At 72.8% G+C, this 15,739-nt stretch carries 13 protein-coding genes and 1 riboswitch; of the genes, 4 read left to right on the top strand and 9 right to left on the bottom strand.

All coding sequences use genetic code 11. The features are described 5' to 3' along the window. Window positions 1-147: 147 nt before the first annotated feature. From ACH4K1_RS18835 to ACH4K1_RS18810, 6 genes are all read right to left on the bottom strand, one after another. The gene (locus tag ACH4K1_RS18835; protein WP_398090412.1) at window positions 148-546 is read right to left on the bottom strand and encodes a DUF6221 family protein; all 399 of its coding nucleotides are present in this window, start codon (window positions 544-546) and stop codon (window positions 148-150) included. 95 nt (window positions 547-641) lie between these two features. Then, window positions 642-1,106 (bottom strand): VOC family protein, encoded by a 465-nt coding sequence (locus ACH4K1_RS18830; protein WP_398090411.1) that lies wholly within the window; start codon window positions 1,104-1,106, stop codon window positions 642-644. A 3-nt stretch (window positions 1,107-1,109) separates the two neighbouring features. Next, on the bottom strand, window positions 1,110-2,720 hold the full coding sequence (locus tag ACH4K1_RS18825) for an MFS transporter (protein ID WP_398090410.1): 1,611 nt from the start codon (window positions 2,718-2,720) through the stop codon (window positions 1,110-1,112). A 126-nt stretch (window positions 2,721-2,846) separates the two neighbouring features. After that, window positions 2,847-3,863 (bottom strand): NAD(P)/FAD-dependent oxidoreductase, encoded by a 1,017-nt coding sequence (locus tag ACH4K1_RS18820; protein ID WP_398090409.1) that lies wholly within the window; start codon window positions 3,861-3,863, stop codon window positions 2,847-2,849. Next, window positions 3,860-4,387, bottom strand: coding sequence for an isoprenylcysteine carboxyl methyltransferase family protein (locus ACH4K1_RS18815; protein ID WP_398090408.1), 528 nt, complete (start codon window positions 4,385-4,387; stop codon window positions 3,860-3,862). The genes ACH4K1_RS18820 and ACH4K1_RS18815 overlap by 4 nt, the downstream gene beginning before the upstream one ends. 81 nt (window positions 4,388-4,468) lie before the next feature. Further along, the gene (locus ACH4K1_RS18810; RefSeq protein ID WP_398090407.1) at window positions 4,469-5,521 is read right to left on the bottom strand and encodes a type III polyketide synthase; all 1,053 of its coding nucleotides are present in this window, start codon (window positions 5,519-5,521) and stop codon (window positions 4,469-4,471) included. 118 nt (window positions 5,522-5,639) lie between these two features. Between ACH4K1_RS18810 and ACH4K1_RS18805 the strand changes: the two genes are divergently transcribed. Further along, on the top strand, window positions 5,640-6,563 hold the full coding sequence (locus ACH4K1_RS18805; protein ID WP_398090406.1) for a UbiA family prenyltransferase: 924 nt from the start codon (window positions 5,640-5,642) through the stop codon (window positions 6,561-6,563). Between the two features lie 279 nt (window positions 6,564-6,842). Here ACH4K1_RS18805 and ACH4K1_RS18800 read toward each other — a convergent pair whose 3' ends face one another. Further along, on the bottom strand, window positions 6,843-7,676 hold the full coding sequence (locus tag ACH4K1_RS18800) for a transglycosylase SLT domain-containing protein (RefSeq protein WP_398090405.1): 834 nt from the start codon (window positions 7,674-7,676) through the stop codon (window positions 6,843-6,845). Window positions 7,677-7,681: 5 nt separating this feature from the next. Beyond that, a riboswitch (cyclic di-AMP (ydaO/yuaA leader) is annotated at window positions 7,682-7,869 on the bottom strand. 451 nt (window positions 7,870-8,320) lie between these two features. Between ACH4K1_RS18800 and ACH4K1_RS18795 the strand changes: the two genes are divergently transcribed. From ACH4K1_RS18795 to ACH4K1_RS18785, 3 genes are all read left to right on the top strand, one after another. Continuing rightward, window positions 8,321-9,712, top strand: coding sequence for an FAD-dependent oxidoreductase (locus tag ACH4K1_RS18795; RefSeq protein WP_398090404.1), 1,392 nt, complete (start codon window positions 8,321-8,323; stop codon window positions 9,710-9,712). A gap of 532 nt (window positions 9,713-10,244) precedes the next feature. After that, the gene (locus ACH4K1_RS18790; RefSeq protein WP_398090500.1) at window positions 10,245-11,585 is read left to right on the top strand and encodes a TrkH family potassium uptake protein; all 1,341 of its coding nucleotides are present in this window, start codon (window positions 10,245-10,247) and stop codon (window positions 11,583-11,585) included. Continuing rightward, window positions 11,578-12,267: a potassium channel family protein gene (locus ACH4K1_RS18785; RefSeq protein WP_398090403.1), complete on the top strand. Its 690-nt coding sequence runs from the start codon at window positions 11,578-11,580 to the stop codon at window positions 12,265-12,267. Before ACH4K1_RS18790 ends, ACH4K1_RS18785 begins: the two co-directional genes overlap by 8 nt. Before the next feature lie 38 nt (window positions 12,268-12,305). Here ACH4K1_RS18785 and ACH4K1_RS18780 read toward each other — a convergent pair whose 3' ends face one another. Both ACH4K1_RS18780 and ACH4K1_RS18775 read right to left on the bottom strand, forming a co-directional pair. Continuing rightward, entirely contained in the window at window positions 12,306-14,825 is a 2,520-nt protein-coding gene (locus ACH4K1_RS18780) for a SpoIIE family protein phosphatase (RefSeq protein WP_398090499.1), read from the bottom strand. 163 nt (window positions 14,826-14,988) lie between these two features. Next, window positions 14,989-15,606 carry a hypothetical protein gene (locus tag ACH4K1_RS18775; protein WP_398090402.1) on the bottom strand — a complete coding sequence of 206 codons (618 nt, stop codon included), beginning with the start codon at window positions 15,604-15,606 and terminating at the stop codon, window positions 14,989-14,991. Window positions 15,607-15,739: the final 133 nt, after the last annotated feature.

Below are 15,739 nucleotides of genomic sequence, written 5' to 3'. Positions count from 1 at the left end.
GACATCTGTCGGCGACGCTACACGGCGAGATCACTCCTCACCAGAGAGCAACGCCATTTTGCTGTGGATCACTCTCCCCGAAACCGGCCCGTACCCCTTCGGTGGCGGTCCGTTCACGGTGTCCGGGCCCCAAGCCGTCGCGCACGCCTACTGGATGAATCGGGGCAGCCAGCGGGCCTGGTAGTCGGGGTGGCCCGCGTATTCGGCGGCCAGCTGGCGTACGGCGAAGCCCAGGCCCACGGCGCGGCCGGAGCGGAAGTCCTCGGCCGGACGGTCGGTGTCCAGGTCGGCCACCTCGACGTACTCGCCGAGCATGACCCGGTTGGTCTCGATGCGTTCCAGGGTCCGTGCGGGGTTCTGGAGCGCGATGTGCTGGTCGAAGCCCCGGTCCCGCACCGTGAACGCCACGCCGCCGGTGCGGTCGTGGACCTCGCCCGGCACATCGGCCGGGCAACGCCATCGGTCTCCGCCGGCGGCCAGGGCGACCTGTTCCTCGTCGGCGAGCCGCGCCCGGACGAAGGCCACCATGTCTGCGTTGGCGCCCATGTGGATGCCGCTCCCTTGCGCTGATGAATCGCTGTACTCGCTACGGGGAGCATTCTGGTGGAACCGGCGCGACGCGATCCACCTCCGCATCCGGTTCACCCCACCGTGTCCCCCGAGCCGTCCGCGTTCCGCGCCGCCAGGCCGGCGAGCACCCGGTGCAGGGGCTCGGTCTTCCGCCGCCGGTACTCCTGCACCGCCCAGCCGTTGCCGTCCGGGTCGGTGAAGTACAGGAAGGCCGCCCCGTCTTCGGAGGAGTACCGCTGGGGCTCGCTCACCTCGACGCCCCGGGCGACGAGTTCGGCGTGGGCGGCGTCGATGTCGGTGACGCAGAGCTGGAGGCCGTGGTACGTACCCGGCTGCGGCGTCCCGGTCGGGTGGGGCAGGCCGTCGGTGAGCGCGATGGAGCAGCCGGATCCGGGCGGGGTCAGCTGGACGACGCGGGCGCCCGGCATGACCTCGTCGTCGATGTCGAGGTGGAAGCCGAGCTTGTCCCGGTAGAAGTCCCGGGCCCGGTCGAGGTCGGTCACGGGGAGCACGATCACTTCGAGGGTCCAGTCCACGGCTCAGCGCCCTTTCGCGGGTCGGTCGGGGCCCGGGGCGGCCCCCGGTCCGGTCTCGGCGTCCTCCCCCGTCCCCTCCCCGGCGAGCGGCGCCGCGCCGCCCCGGAGGCGGGCCAGGTCGTCGGGGCGCACCTGGATGATGAACAGGGCGACGAGGGCGGCGAGCACGGCGAAGCAGGCGGCGACCACGAAGGCGCTGGAGACGCCCGAGGTGAGGACCTGGTCGCCCCAGGGTGCGGGCAGTTCGCCGGTCCTGCGGAACTCCAGGCGCTGGGCGGGGGTGCCCTCGCGGAGGAATCTCGGCACCTGGACGTCCGCCTCGTTGCGGCTGGCCGTGCCGAACGTCGTGACCAGGATCGAGAGCCCCAGGGATCCGCCGACCTGCTGGGTGGCGTTGAGGACGCCGGAGGCGGCGCCCGCCTCCTTCGGGGCGACGCCCGAGACCGCCATCAGGGTCAGCGACACGAACTGCATGCCCATGCCGAAGCCGAAGACGAGCATCGGTCCGAGGATCGAGCCGAGGTAGGAGCTGTGGACGTCGGTCAGCGTCAGCCAGCCGAGCCCGGCGGCGGCCAGGAGCGCGCCCGCCACCATGAAGGGTTTCGGCCCCCACGTGGGCAGGAGCCGGGAGGCCAGGCCCGCGCTGACGGCGATGACGGCGCTCACCGGGAGGAAGGCGAGTCCGGCCCGCAGCGGGCTGAAGTCGAGGACGTTCTGCACGAAGAGCGTCAGGAAGAAGAACATCCCGAACATCGCCGCGGCGAGGCTGAGCATCATCGCGTACGACCCGGCGCGGTTGCGGTCGCGGAACATCCACAGCGGCGTGATGGGCTGTTTCGAACCGTGCTCGACCAGGATGAACCCGGCGAGGAGGACCACGGCGGCGGCGAACGAACCGAGGGTCAGCGCCTCGGTCCAGCCCTCCTCGGAGGCGCGGATGAAGCCGTAGACGAGCAGCACCATGCCGGCCGTCGAGGTGAGCGCGCCGCTGATGTCGAAGTGGCCCGGGCGGCGTTCGGACTCGGGGATGTAGCGGGGGGCCGCGACGGCGATCAGCAGACCGATGGGGATGTTGACGAACAGGACCCACCGCCAGTCCAGCCACTCCACCAGCACCCCGCCGGCGAGCAGCCCGATCGCGCTGCCGCCCGCCGAGACGGCTGCGAACACCCCGAAGGCCCGGTTGCGTTCGGGGCCCTCGCGGAAGGTCGTGGTGATCAGCGACAGGGCGGTGGGCGAGGCGATCGCGCCGCCCACGCCCTGGAGGGAGCGGGCCGCCAGCAACTGCCAGCCCTCCTGGGAGACTCCGCCGAGCAGGGAGGCGAAGACGAAGAGGAGCACGCCGAAGACGAAGACCCGGCGGCGGCCGAGGATGTCGCCGAGCCGGCCGCCGAGCAGCAGCAGTCCGCCGAAGGTCAGTGTGTAGGCGTTGACGACCCAGGACAGGTTCTCGGTGGAGAACCCGAGGTCCTTCTGCATGTGCGGCAGCGCGATGTTGACGATGGTGACGTCGAGCACCACCATCAGCTGGCACGAGGCGATGACCAGCAGTGCCAGTCCGCCGCGGTGCCGGTCGTGCGCCGTGGCCGGGGGTGTCGCGCGGGAGCCCGTCATGGTGGAGTTCGTCTTCCGTGCCGAGGGCAGTGCGCCGCGTACGCGCGGGCGCTCACCCGAACGACGGTAAGCCGGAACCGGGGCTCCCGCCATTCGGGCGGCCGGCCGTCCGCGCCCCCTCCCGTCTCACTGGAGCGCGTGCACGGCGGTACGGAACACGGCGGGCGCCCGGTGGGCCGCGGCGACGATCAGCCGCGCCGAGGACGGGCGCCCGGCCGCGCCGAGCAGGGCGGCGGTGAGCCACCGGTGGCGCCGTGTGACCCGTGCCCAGCGGCGGGGGTAGTCCTCGGGCCGCCCGGCGGTCAGGCAGTCGACCGCGGCCGTCGCGGTGGCCGCGGCGAGGGCGATGCCCTCCCCGGTCAGGGCGTCCACGTAGCCCGCGGCGTCACCGACCAGCAGGACACGGCCGGCCCGCCGGTCGAGCGCCCGCTGGCGCAGCGGGCCGGCCCCCCGGACGGTGGTGGCACCGGTCGTGCCCGCGAGCCGGGCCGCGAGGGCGGGGAAGGCCGCCAGGTGCTGGTCGTAGGGGCGACGGTCGCGGCTCAGCATGGCCACGCCCACCAGGCGGTCGCCGACCGGGGTCACGTACGCCTCGCCGTACCGGGACCAGTGCACCTCGACGTGGTCGGTCCACGGGGCGACCGGGTAGTGGCGGCGCAGGCCGTAGCGTCCGGGGCCGGGGGCGGGCCGGTCGAGGCCCAGGGTGCGGCGCAGCGGGGAGTGGAGGCCGTCGGCCGCGATGAGCCAGCGTGCGGTGAGCCCGGCGGCGGTGACGGAGCGCTCGTCCTGCCGGACGCCGTGCACCTTGGCGGGGACGACGCGTACGCCGAGGGCGGCGGCCCGCTCGCGCAGGGCGTCGTGGAGGTCGGTGCGGCGCACGCCCGCCCCGGGGCCGCCCCGGAAGGCCGCCTCCGCGCTGCGGTGCCCGTCGGTGTAGCGGATGCCGCGCAGTTCCCGGCCCTCGACCCGTACGCCGAGGCCGCGCAGGGCGGCGACGCCACCGGGCATGATGCCCTCGCCGCACGCCTTGTCGACGGGGGCGGCGCGGGGTTCGACCACCACGGCCTCCATCCCCGCCGACGCGGCCCGGATCGCGGCGGCCAGTCCGGCGGGTCCCCCGCCCGCGACCAGGACGTCGATCACGCCCGTGCCTCCCCGGCCGGAAGGCGGGCGAGCGCCCCGTCCTCGCACCGGATCCGCACGGCCATGAGCGCGGCGTTCAGGGCGGTGAACACGAGGGCGGTCGTCCACGCACCGTGGACCAGCGGCAGGGCGATCCCCTCGGCGGCGACGGCGACGTAGTTGGGGTGGTTCAGCCACCGGTAGGGGCCGCCGGCGGCCTTGGGCAGGCCGGGGACCACGATGACCCGCGTGTTCCAGCGGGGGCCGAGGGCCCGGACGCACCACCAGCGCAGCCCCTGGGCGGCCAGGACGACGGCCGCCATCGCCCAGCCGAGCACGGGCGGGAAGGGGCGTTCCGCGAACCGGGCCTCCGCCAGACAGCCGACGAGGAGCGCGGTGTGCAGCGCGACCATCGCCGGGTAGTGGCCGCGCCCCGATTCGACGCCGCCCCGGGCCCGGCTCCAGCGGGTGTTGCGGCGGGCCACGACGAGTTCGGCGAGGCGCTCGGCGGCGACGGCCAGCACCAGGAGGGTGTACCAGGTCATACGGGCTTCCGTTCGGGGGCGGGGTCTTCGCCGGGGGGCGGGGCACGGGTTCGGGCCGCGCGTTCCGCCCGGGGCGCCGTACTACCAGCGCAGCAGCACCAGTTCGCAGCAGAACCCCGGGCCCATGGCCAGCAGCAGTCCGGGGGTGCCCGGCTCCGGGCGGCGCTGCTCGATGGTGTCCCGCAGGACGTGGAGGACCGAGGAGGAGGAGAGGTTGCCGATGTCGGCCAGCGACCGCCAGGTGACGTCGAGCGCTCCCTCGCGCAGGTCGAGGACCTCGGCCACCGCCTCCAGCACCTTGGGGCCGCCCGGGTGGCAGACCCAGTGGGCCACGTCCTTCGGTTTGAGGCCGTGCTCGTCGAGGAACTCCCTCACGTCGTCGGCGAGGTACCGGCGCACGACGTCGGGCACGCTCGGATCGAGGACGACGCGGAACCCGGTGGATCCGATGTCCCAGCCCATGACGTGCTCGGTGTCCGGGTACATGCGGCTGCGGGTGGCCACGATCTCCGGTCCGGCGGCGGCCCGGCGGCCGCCCAGGGCGACCACCGCCGCCGCGCCGTCGCCGAACAGGGCGGTCGCCACCAGGTTGGCGGGCGACGCGTCGTGCCGCTGGAAGGTGAGGGAGCACAGTTCGACCGAGAGCAGTACGGCCACCTCGTCGGGGTGGCCGAGGAGGTAGTCGTGCAGCCGGGCCGTCCCGGCGGCCCCGGCGACGCAGCCGAGGCCGAAGACGGGCAGCCGTTTGACGTCGGACCGCATGCCGAGGCGGGCCACCAGCCGGGAGTCCACCGAGGGGGCGGCGACGCCGGTGACGGAGGTGAACATCAGCAGGTCCACATCGGTGGGCCGCAGCCCCACCGCCCGCAGCGCCCCGCGGACGGCCTGGACGCCGAGGTCGACGGCGGACCGGATGAACACGTCGTTGGCGGGGCCGAATCCGTCGAGGTCGCGGTAGTCGTCCAGGGGCAGCACGGTGTGCCGGGTGCGGACCCGGGCGTTCGCGTGGAGCCGGTCCAGGACGCGGCGGTCCGCTCCGGGCGGCAGGCAGGTGCGGGCCACCATGTCGGTGACCTCCGGCTGGGTGTGACGGTGGGGCGGCAGGGCTCCGTGGACCGCGGCAATGCGGGTCATCCTGCCTCCTGCTTCGGTGGCGTCATGCCCACATCCTGCCCGCAAAGAGTGGTAAATCGGTGCAAAAGACCCGCCAGATCTCCGCGCTGACGGGCCGACGGGCCTCTACCATCGCCCGATGGACGCCACGGAGAGGGTGAGCCCGGCCGGCTCCGCCGCACCCGAAGCCGCCCCGGGCGCTCCGTGGGCGGGGACCGCGGACCCGGCCGGGGCGGGCCGGCCAACCCGGCTCACGGGTCTGGCGGCGGCGTGCCACCCGGGGCCCGCGCTCGCGGTGACCGCACTCGCCTGCGCCCTCGCCCTCGGCTCCGGTCTCGGCGGCCCCCGTTCCGTGCTGGTCACGGCGGCGGTGCTGACCGGCCAGCTCTCGGTGGGCTGGTGCAACGACGCGTACGACGCCCGCCGTGACGCGCGGGCCGGGCGCCGGGGGAAGCCCGCCTCCGACGGCACGGTGGGGCCGGGCGCCGTCTGGGCGGCGGCGGGGAGCGCACTCGTCCTGTGCGTACCGCTGTCGCTGGCGTGCGGCGCCCTCGCGGGCACGGTGCACCTCGCCGCGGTCGCGGTCGCCTGGCTCTACAACCTGTGGCTCAAGGGAACCGTCCTGTCCTGGCTGCCGTACGTCATCGGGTTCGGCGCGCTCCCCGCGACCGTGACGCTCTCCCTCCCCGGGGAATCCTGGCCCCGGTGGTGGACGGTGGCGGCGGGGGCCCTGCTCGGGTTCGCCGCGCACCTGGCCGACACCCTGCCGGACATCGCGGCGGACGGGGCCGCAGGAATCAGGGGCCTCCCCCATCGGCTGGGCGCCGCGAGGACCCGGCTGCTGCTGCCGCTGCCGCTCCTCGCCGCCACGTCCGTGCTGGTGTTCGGGCCGCCGGGGACGGTGGACGCCGGGGACGGGGCGGCGCTCGTCCTGGCCGGGGCGACGGCGATCGCGGGGCCGGGGCTCGGCGGGCGGTGGCGCAAGGCCGCGCTGGGCGGGGCGGTGGCCGTGGCGGCGGTGGATGTGGTGCTGCTGCTGGCCCGGGGCGCGGCCCAGGTCTGAACAGGGCGCCCGCCGAGAACCGGTTCCGGGGAGGGCACGGCTCCGGGAAGCAGCCGGCCCGGGCTTGCTCTTCACGCCCGGGCTCTCGCTCCCGCCGCCTTCAGGGCGTCGTCGCCCCTGCGACCCCCGTCACTCCCGGCGGAGCGGAACAGGTTCTCCTGCCGATCGCGTGGTACGTCACGAGCTGATCGGGGGCGTCTTCCCGGTACGCCCGAGGGGCCCCGGACCGAAGGGGGTTTCCATCGGTCCGGGGCCCCTCGGGGCGGTGGCGCGGAAGGATCAGTAGGCGCCGAAGACGTTGTCGATCGAGCCGTACCGGTCGGCCGCGTAGTTGCACGCGGCCGTGATGTTGGCGACCGGGTCGTAGCTGTCGGTCGAGGTGCCGGGGACGTGGTACGCCTGGAACGTCGGGTCGATGACCTGGAGCAGCCCCTTGGACGGGGTGCCCTTGACCGCGTTGGAGTCCCAGTTGTTGATCGCGGCCGGGTTGCCCGAGGACTCGCGCAGGATGTTGCGGTGGATTCCCTCGTAGGTGCCGGGGATGCCCTGCTCGGCCATGATCGCGAGCGATTCCCGGATCCAGCCGTCGAGGTCGTTCGTGTACGCGGCCGCCTTCTTCGCGGCGGCCGGGGCGGCGTTCGCCACGGGCGCGGCATTGACGCGCTCGGAGCGGTCGGCGCGGTCCGCGGAGCCGCCGCGGGTGGCGGCGGAATCCTTCGGGGCCGTGCCGTCCGCAGCCTTGGCGGACGTGCCGCCGAGGGTCAGCTTGATTCCCGGCTGAATGAGATCGGGATTCTCACCGATGATCTTCCGGTTGCCTTCGTACAGCTTCTCCCAGCCGCCGCTCACGGAATGCTCGCGGGCGATCTTGGAAAGGGTTTCGCCGGCCTTCACGGAATGCTGGGAGGACGCGGCCTGCGCGGCGGAATTCACCTGGGTGGACACAGCGGCGGGGGCTACGGCCGCCTGCGGAGCGGACGGCGCGGGAGCGGCGAAGGCACTGGTGGCGCCGATCACCGGGAGGGCGAGAACGGCTCCACCGGCGGTCACGGCGGCGAGGCCGCGACGCAGCGAGACGACCTGGGGACGGCGGTGCTTACCCTGTGCGGGCATGGGGGTTTTCCTCTCCGGCGCCTACGAGGTGAGCTGTCGGGTTCAGACGGGAGATGTCTGGCCGCACAGGCGTGCGACTTCACCCCGAGCCGTTCCGGTCACGGATCGGCGACTTACCTGGTTCCCCCGCTCCTGCCGTACGTGAGTGGGTTGCGGATTCCCGGACGGCGGCAGGATTCGGCGTTCCATCCGGATTGACGGTGACCGTAGGCGAGAAACCTCGGGGCGAACAAGTCCCGCATTCCGCATTCCCTTTTCTCCGCATGATCGAATAGCGGAATTCAGAGATCACGCCGCGCCGTCACGCCGTCAACTTTCCCCGCACGGAAGGGAACCGATGGTTCCGCTTCTGCGTCCGCCCTCACGGACGTGACGCTCACCACTCCTTCACATGGATGGCGAGAATGCGACCCATCAAATGCCCTACAGGGCTCGATAAGCCCTTTAGAGACCAGAAAGCACAAACAAACCAAAACGCCCATACCGTCACGACAAAACGGGCTGAACGGGCACTCCAGGCGAGGGGGGTCGAACAGTCGGCGAGCCGATCGCTTACGGTGTGGGGTGGAGACTAGTAAGCCAACCCTTACCTCCGCCGTACGCTGTACCTGCCCGCGTTCGCCCGCCCCGAAGGATCACCACCCATGACACGCCCCGTCCGCGTCGCCATTGTCGGAGCCGGCCCCGCCGGTATCTACGCTGCGGACGCGCTGCTCAAATCCGAGGTCTGCCAGGACCCGGGGGTCTCGATCGACCTCTTCGAGCGGATGCCCGCGCCCTTCGGCCTGATCCGCTACGGCGTGGCCCCCGACCACCCGCGCATCAAGGGCATCGTCAAGGCCCTGCACCAGGTGCTGGACAAGCCGCAGATCCGTCTCTTCGGCAACGTCGACTACCCGAACGACATCGACCTGGACGACCTGCGCTCGTTCTACGACGCGGTGATCTTCTCCACCGGCGCCGAGGCCGACCGGTCGCTCGACATCCCCGGCATCGAGCTGGACGGCTCCTACGGCGCGGCCGAGTTCGTCTCCTGGTACGACGGCCACCCCGAGGTGCCGCGCACCTGGCCCCTCACCGCGGAGAAGGTCGCCGTCCTCGGCGTCGGCAACGTGGCGCTCGACGTGGCGCGCGTTCTGGCCAAGACGGCGGACGAGCTGCTGCCCACCGAGATCCCGGACAACGTGTACCAGGGCCTCAAGCAGAACAAGGCGGTGGAGGTGCACGTGTTCGGGCGGCGCGGCCCTGCCCAGGCCAAGTTCAGCCCGATGGAGCTGCGGGAGCTGGACCACTCCCCCAACATCGAGGTCATCGTCAACCCCGAGGACATCGATTACGACGAGGGCTCCATCGCCACCCGCCGGGAGAACAAGCAGGCCAACATGGTCGCGCAGACCCTGGAGAACTGGGCGATCCGCGATGCCGGCGACCGCCCGCACAAGCTGTTCCTGCACTTCTTCGAGTCCCCCGTGGAGATCCTCGGCGAGGACGGCCGGGTCGTGGCGCTGCGCACCGAGCGCACCGAGCTGGACGGCACCGGCAACGTCCGGGGCACCGGCCGGTTCACCGACTGGGACGTCCAGAGCGTCTACCGGGCCGTCGGCTACTACTCGGAGGAGCTGCCCAAGCTCCCGTTCGACGTGGCCTCCGGCACCGTCCCGCACGAGGCGGGGCGCGTCATCTCCGGGGGCGAGCACATGACCTCGGTCTACGTCACCGGCTGGATCAAGCGCGGTCCGATCGGTCTGATCGGCCACACCAAGGGCGACGCCAACGAGACGGTCGCCTGCCTCCTGGAGGACCGTGCCGCCGGCCGTCTGGCCGAGCCCGCCACGCCCGCCCCGGAGGCCGTCGAGGCGTTCCTGGAGAGCCGCGGCGTGCGCTACACGACCTGGGAGGGCTGGCACCGGCTGGACGCCCACGAGCAGGCGCTCGGTGCGGCCCAGGGCCGTGAGCGGATCAAGGTCGTGGAGCGCGAGGGCATGCTGGACGCCTCCGGCGCCTTCGCCCCGGCCGAGCGTCCCGCCGACGCCTGATCGACCCAGCACCCGATCGGACGGGCCGCCTGCCGAGCACGAGTTCCAGCCCGGCAGGCGGCAGTTCGCCCCCCTGGCAGTGCTTGGCCAGGTCGGTCCGGGGCCGACATGCCGGGTTGCCGGATGGGGCGGGCGGCGGCCCGAAGCACGAGGAGTCTCCGCAGGGCACGGGTGGCCCGGTAGAGGCTCGGGGCCGGCGGCGATCAGAGCCCACACCCCGATACTGATCAACCACCACAAGTCACCGGCGGCCCCGGCTGCGATCAGAAGCACGGCGGCCAGAAACAGGCTGTACTCACCGCGCCGCAGGCCCTGGTCGAAATCCGGGCCCTTCCCCCGGGCGCCCGGAAGCCTGGTACGGGCTGGTGCGCGGGGGTGTCGACGAGTGACTCTTCGGGGGCGCATGGCCCCACCGTAGAGACGGCAGAGCACGGGCGGCACGTCCTCGTGTCGAAAGCGGCGTCAAGATTGTCTATCGTCTTCCAGTGCGAACAATCGTGGTGCCCGCCCGCAGGACGGGAGTCTTGCTGTGGTGACGCCGCGGTGGCCGCGCCTTCGCCATCCGGCGCAGGCGGTCGTGGCCGGCTTCGCCATGGCGATCGCGGCCGGGACCGGTCTGCTGATGCTGCCGGTGGCCAAGGCCGGACCGGGAGGCGCCGGTGTGCTGGAAGCGCTGTTCACATCGACCTCCGCTGTGTGCGTGACCGGTCTGGTCGTGGTGGACACACCCGGATACTGGACCGGTTTCGGGCACGCGGTGATCCTCGGGCTCGTCCAGGTCGGCGGCTTCGGCATCATGACCTTCGCCTCCTTGCTGGTTCTGCTGGTCTCCCACCGCATCGGCCTCAGAGCGCGCATGACGGCGGCCGCGGAGACCAAGACCCTGGGCCTGGGGGACGTCCGCTCGGTCGTGACCGGTGTGGTCAAGGTCAGCATCCTGCTGGAAGCGGTCACCGCGCTGGCACTGGCCCTGCGGTTCGCGATCGCCTACGACGAGCCGTGGCCGCGTGCCGCGTGGCTGGGCCTGTTCCATGCCGTCTCCGCGTTCAACAACGCTGGGTTCGCCCTGTACTCCGACAGCCTGATGGGCTTCGTCGCCGACCCGTGGATCTGCCTGCCCATCGCGCTGGCGGTCATCGCCGGCGGCCTGGGCTTCCCAGTGCTGTTCGAGCTGCGCCGCCGGTTCCGCAAACCGCGCGGCTGGTCCTTGCACACCAAGATCGTGCTGTGGGCCACCGGCATCTTCCTGATCGGCGGCAGCGCCTTCATCACCGCGATCGAATGGTCCAACCCCGCCACCCTGGGCCCTCTCGATGTTCCCGGGAAACTGCTGGCCGGGTTCTTCCAGGGCGTCATGCCGCGCACCGCCGGGTTCAACAGCCTCGACACCGCCCAGATGAACCCCGCGAGCTGGCTGGGCGCAGATGTGCTGATGTTCATCGGCGGTGCCAGCGCCGGCACCGCCGGCGGCATCAAGGTCACCACCTTCGCCGTGCTGTTCTTCGTCATCTACGCGGAGATCCGCGGCGAGGGCGCGGTCGACATCTTCCACCGCCGCCTGCCCGGTGATCTCCAGCGCCAGGCCCTGACCGTGGTGCTGCTGTCCGTGGCCGCCGTCGCCACCACCACCGTGGCCTTCATGGTCTTCTCCGACCACGGTCTGGACCGGTCGCTGTTCGAGGTCACGTCGGCCTTCGCCACCGTCGGCCTGTCCACCGGCATTACCGCCGACCTCCCGGTCGGCCTGAAACTGCTGCTGATCGCGCTGATGTTCATCGGACGGCTCGGGCCCATCACCGTCGCGTCCGCGCTGGCCCTGCGCAGCCGCGTCCGCCTGTACGACCTTCCCGAGGAGCGACCCGTCATTGGCTAGGAAGACCGCCCCCAAGAGACGGCGCACGCGCCCGGAGAGCTCCGTCGTCGTCATCGGCCTGGGCCGCTTCGGCCGTGCGCTGGCCCTGGAACTCGTCGACGAGGACACCGAGGTCCTCGGCATCGACGAGCAGCCCGAAGTGGTCCAGTCCCTCTCCGGCTCCCTCACGCATGTCGTGCGGGCCGACTCCACCAAGGAGGACGCCCTGCGCCAGCTGGGCGTCCACGAGTTCGACCGCGCTGTCGTCGCCATCGGCACCGACCTCGAAGCCAGCATCCTCACCGCCTCGCTGCTGATCTCCTTCGGCATCAAGAGCGTCTGGGCCAAGGCCATCAGCGAAGCCCACGGCCGCATCCTCACCCAACTCGGCGTCCACCACGTCGTCTATCCCGAACACGACATGGGCCAACGCGTCGCGCACCTCGTGCGGGGACGCATGCTCGACTACATCGAGTTCGACGACGACTTCGCCATGGTCAAAACCAACCCTCCCGCCGACATCGTCGGCCTCCCCCTGTCCAACAGCGCGGTCCGCACCCGCTACGGCATCACCGTCGTCGCCATCAAGCGCCCCGGCGAGGGCTTCACCTACGCCACGCCCGAAACCGTCGTGGAAGCGGACGACACCATCATCGTCGCCGGCCGCACCCGGGCAACCGAACGCTTCAGCGAACTCCGGTAAGGCCGCGTTCAGCGGATCACGGCCCCGGGACCACCTGGCTAACGGGCCGGGTCCGGGGCGGCCCCCGTGCTCCCCGGGTCCGGCCTCCTGAACGTTCGCCGCAGGCCGGGCCAGGTCGCCCCTGCCGTGGGGGGCCGCCGCGCGCAGCGGGCGGCGAGCAGCAGCGCGATGTCGTCCGGGCGCTCGACGGCGGCCCGGGCCTCGGCGATGACCTGGTCCGCCCGGTCCGCCAGCGGCACCGCGCCGATGCGTTCGACGGTGGCGCGCAGCCGCTCGATCCCCTCGCCGATGTCCGTTCCCGGGCGCTCGATCAGCCCGTCCGTGAACAGGGCCAGCATCGCCCCGGGCTCCAGCCGCACCTCCGTGACCGGGTAGGACGCATCCCCGTCGATCCCGAGGACGATGCCGCCGGGCAGGTCCAGCACCTCCGTCCGGCCGTCGGGGCGCCGCAGCACCGGCTGCGGGTGCCCCGCCCGTACGGCCCGGGCCACCCCGGTCGCCGGGTCGAGGGCGATGTAGCAGCAGCTCGCGAACTGCCCCGGGTCGAGGTCGATGAGCAGCCGGTTGGTGCCGCTGACCACCTCTTGGGGGTCGTAGTTGTTGAGCGCGAACGCCCGTACAGCGCTGCGGAGTTGCCCCATGGTCGCGGCTGCGGCGACCCCGTGGCCCTGGACGTCGCCGATGACCAGGGCGAGTTCGCGGCCGGTCTCGATGACGTCGTACCAGTCGCCGCCCACGTCCATGCCCTGGGTGCCGGAGAGGTAGCGCCCCAGAGTGTCGACCCCGTCCACCTCCGGCAGCCGGTGCGGCAGCAGGGCGTCCTGGAGTCCGCGGGCGAGCGCCGCCTCGCTGTCGTAGCGCTGGGCGCGCTGCAGGGCCTGGGCGATGAGCCCGGCCAGGGCGGTGAGGACCGTACGCTCCTCCGGGCTGAAGCCGCGCGGCCGGTCGAAGCCGAGGATGCAGGAGCCGACGGGCCGCCCCGAGGCGATCAGCGGCAGGAACGCCCGTGCCCCGACGTCCGCGTCGATCGGGATGCCCGGATACGCCTCGGCCAGGCGCTGCATGGACTCGAAGAAGATCGGGCGGCCCGTGGTCAGGGTCTCCACACCGGGGATGCGGACGTCGAGGCCGACGCCGTCGAAGCGGTCGAGGAACCCCTGGGGGAAACCGGTCTCCCAGGCCAGGTGCAGATGGCGCTCGTTCAGCAGGTAGATGGCGAGCTGGCGGCCGCCGAACGCCGGGAGCAGCTCCTCGGTGACCACCGCCGAGACCTGGCGGGCCGTGACCGCCTCGGTCAGCGCGATGGCGAGTGCCACCGGGCGGTACAGGGCGGAGGAACGGTCTGCGGTCGACCCGATGCCCAGCCCCGGCGCGGTGAGGGAGCCGGGGGTGTAGGCGGGGCGGTCGGTGTCCTGGAGCACGACGCTCACCCCGTCGTGGGCCGGGTACAGCGAGACCGACAGCCAGCGCGAGGGCGGGCGGCGGGCGAGGAAGTGCACGGGCTCGTCGGCGATCAGGGCGGCCCGGTAGTGGTCCTCGTACGCCTCGTGCCCGAACCACGGCAGGGCCTGCCACACCAGGTGACCCACCAGCTCCGTACGGGAGTGGCCGAGGAGTTCCCCGGCCAGGGCGTTGACGTACGTGATCCGGCCCAGCCGGTCCAGGGAGAGGATGCCCCGGGGCAGCCGGTCGGCGGCCTCCGGCACGACGGGGCCCGAGCCGAGGTCGACCAGGAAGCCGGTCAGGCGACCGGCGGGCGCGTCGCCGCCCGGGCGGGCCCAGCGGCCGGAGAGCTCCAGCAGGTGGGACCGGCCGTCGGGGCCGCGCAGCCGCATCCGGCGCACCACCGGTTCGGCCGACTCCACCGTCTGCCGGGCCAAGGCCCACAGCCCGTACACGTCCTCCGGTACCAGCCGTTCGGCGAGCGCGTCGACGGTGCCGGGGAAAGCGGCGGGTTCGAAGCCGAGGATCGCGCAGAGTGCGTCGTCGGCGGCGACCCGTCCCGAGCTCAGGTCCCAGTCGAAGCGGCCGACCCGCACCGGGGGCGCGGTGGCCGCCGGCAGCTGCACGGGGGCCGGCTCTCCCTCCCACACGCACGCCACGCCCCGCCGCTCCAGGCCGGTGAGCACGGTGCCGAGCCGCCGGCCGAGCCGGTGCAGCCGCTCGCCGTCGGCCGGGGCGACCGGCCGCCCCGGCGTGGAGGCCCGCAGGACCACCAGGACGCCCACGCTCCCCCGGCGCCCGGTGATCGGCGCCCACAGCGAACCGAACGGGAACGGCAGCCCGGCCATGAGCTGCGGGAACCGGCGCATCGCCTCCTCGGCGTCGGACAGCAGCACGGGCCGTCCCGTGCGGTACGCCTCGGAGACCGGGAAGGGCCGGTTCACGTGCATCCGCCACCAGGGGCGGAACAGCGGGCCCGGCAGTCCGGCCAGCACCGCGAGCCGCAGGAGCCCCGGTGTGCCGCTGCGCAGGTAGACCCCGCCCGCGAAACCGCCGCTGGACTCGACCGCGCCGACGAGGGACTGCGCGAGGACGAGGGACAGCTCGTCCGGCACCCGGCCGACGTCCTCCGCCCCGGTCCCGCGTCCGGCGGGCGGGGGACGCCGGGTCGTATCGTGCCGGGTCACACAGTCAGGATGCTCCGGCCGGTGGCGCCACGCACCTCCGGCGACCGGCCGCCCCCCGGCGGCCGGTCGCGCTCACGAGGTCTCGGCGGGGTCAGTACAGCCGGGCGACGGCGGTGCGCGTGGTCTTCCTGAACCCCTCCAGCGGGGCGCCGTCCAGCTCGCCCATCTGCCCCCACTCGACGACGGTGACCGCCCGGCCGTCGCGGCCCACGGAGTACAGCCCGATGTCGGTGGAGCCGACCTCCGGGTAGGAGGTGTCGATGCTGTAGAGGTGCGCGCCCTCCTCGATGTCGATCCCGCCGTGGTAGAACGCCTCCCCCTCCAGGCCGGGGTCCTGCTCCTTCAGCCGGTCGAGGCAGGTCTCCAGGGAGGTGCGCAGATCGGCGGCGAGCTTTGCGGCCCGCGCGGTCGTGGTGGCGACCGTGATGGTCTGGCGGGCCTGGGTGTCCAGTTCGGTGCGGAAGTCGCGGTACCGGGTGCCGGACGCCGGAACGGTCTCGGCGGTGCACACCGACCCTTCCTGCGGCGCGCCCCGGCGTACCGGACCGGCCGTCCAGGGGGTGAGGGAGGGGGGCAGTTCGCCCGCGGTCAGGAACTTCGGCAGGACGGGAGCCGGGGTCGGCGCCGCCGCAGCGGATGTCGGGGCCAGGACGGTGACGGCGAGGCCGGCCGTCGCGGCGGTCAGGAGGGCGGTACGGAAGAGGCGCATGGTGAGGTTTCCCCGTTTCGGACGGTGCGTCGAGCGGCGCGGTCGGACAGTGGTTCATCGGGTCGGCCGTACGGCCCGGCACCAGGCGTACGGAGCCCGCTCGGGGCCGTACGGCGGCGTTGCGTCAGGCGGT

Origin of the sequence: Streptomyces sp. NPDC017448, from assembly GCF_044330565.1 — a bacterium.
GTDB lineage: Bacteria > Actinomycetota > Actinomycetes > Streptomycetales > Streptomycetaceae > Streptomyces.
The sequence above is the reverse complement of the archived record's forward strand: the minus strand, read 5'-3'. Positions and strand labels throughout refer to the sequence as shown.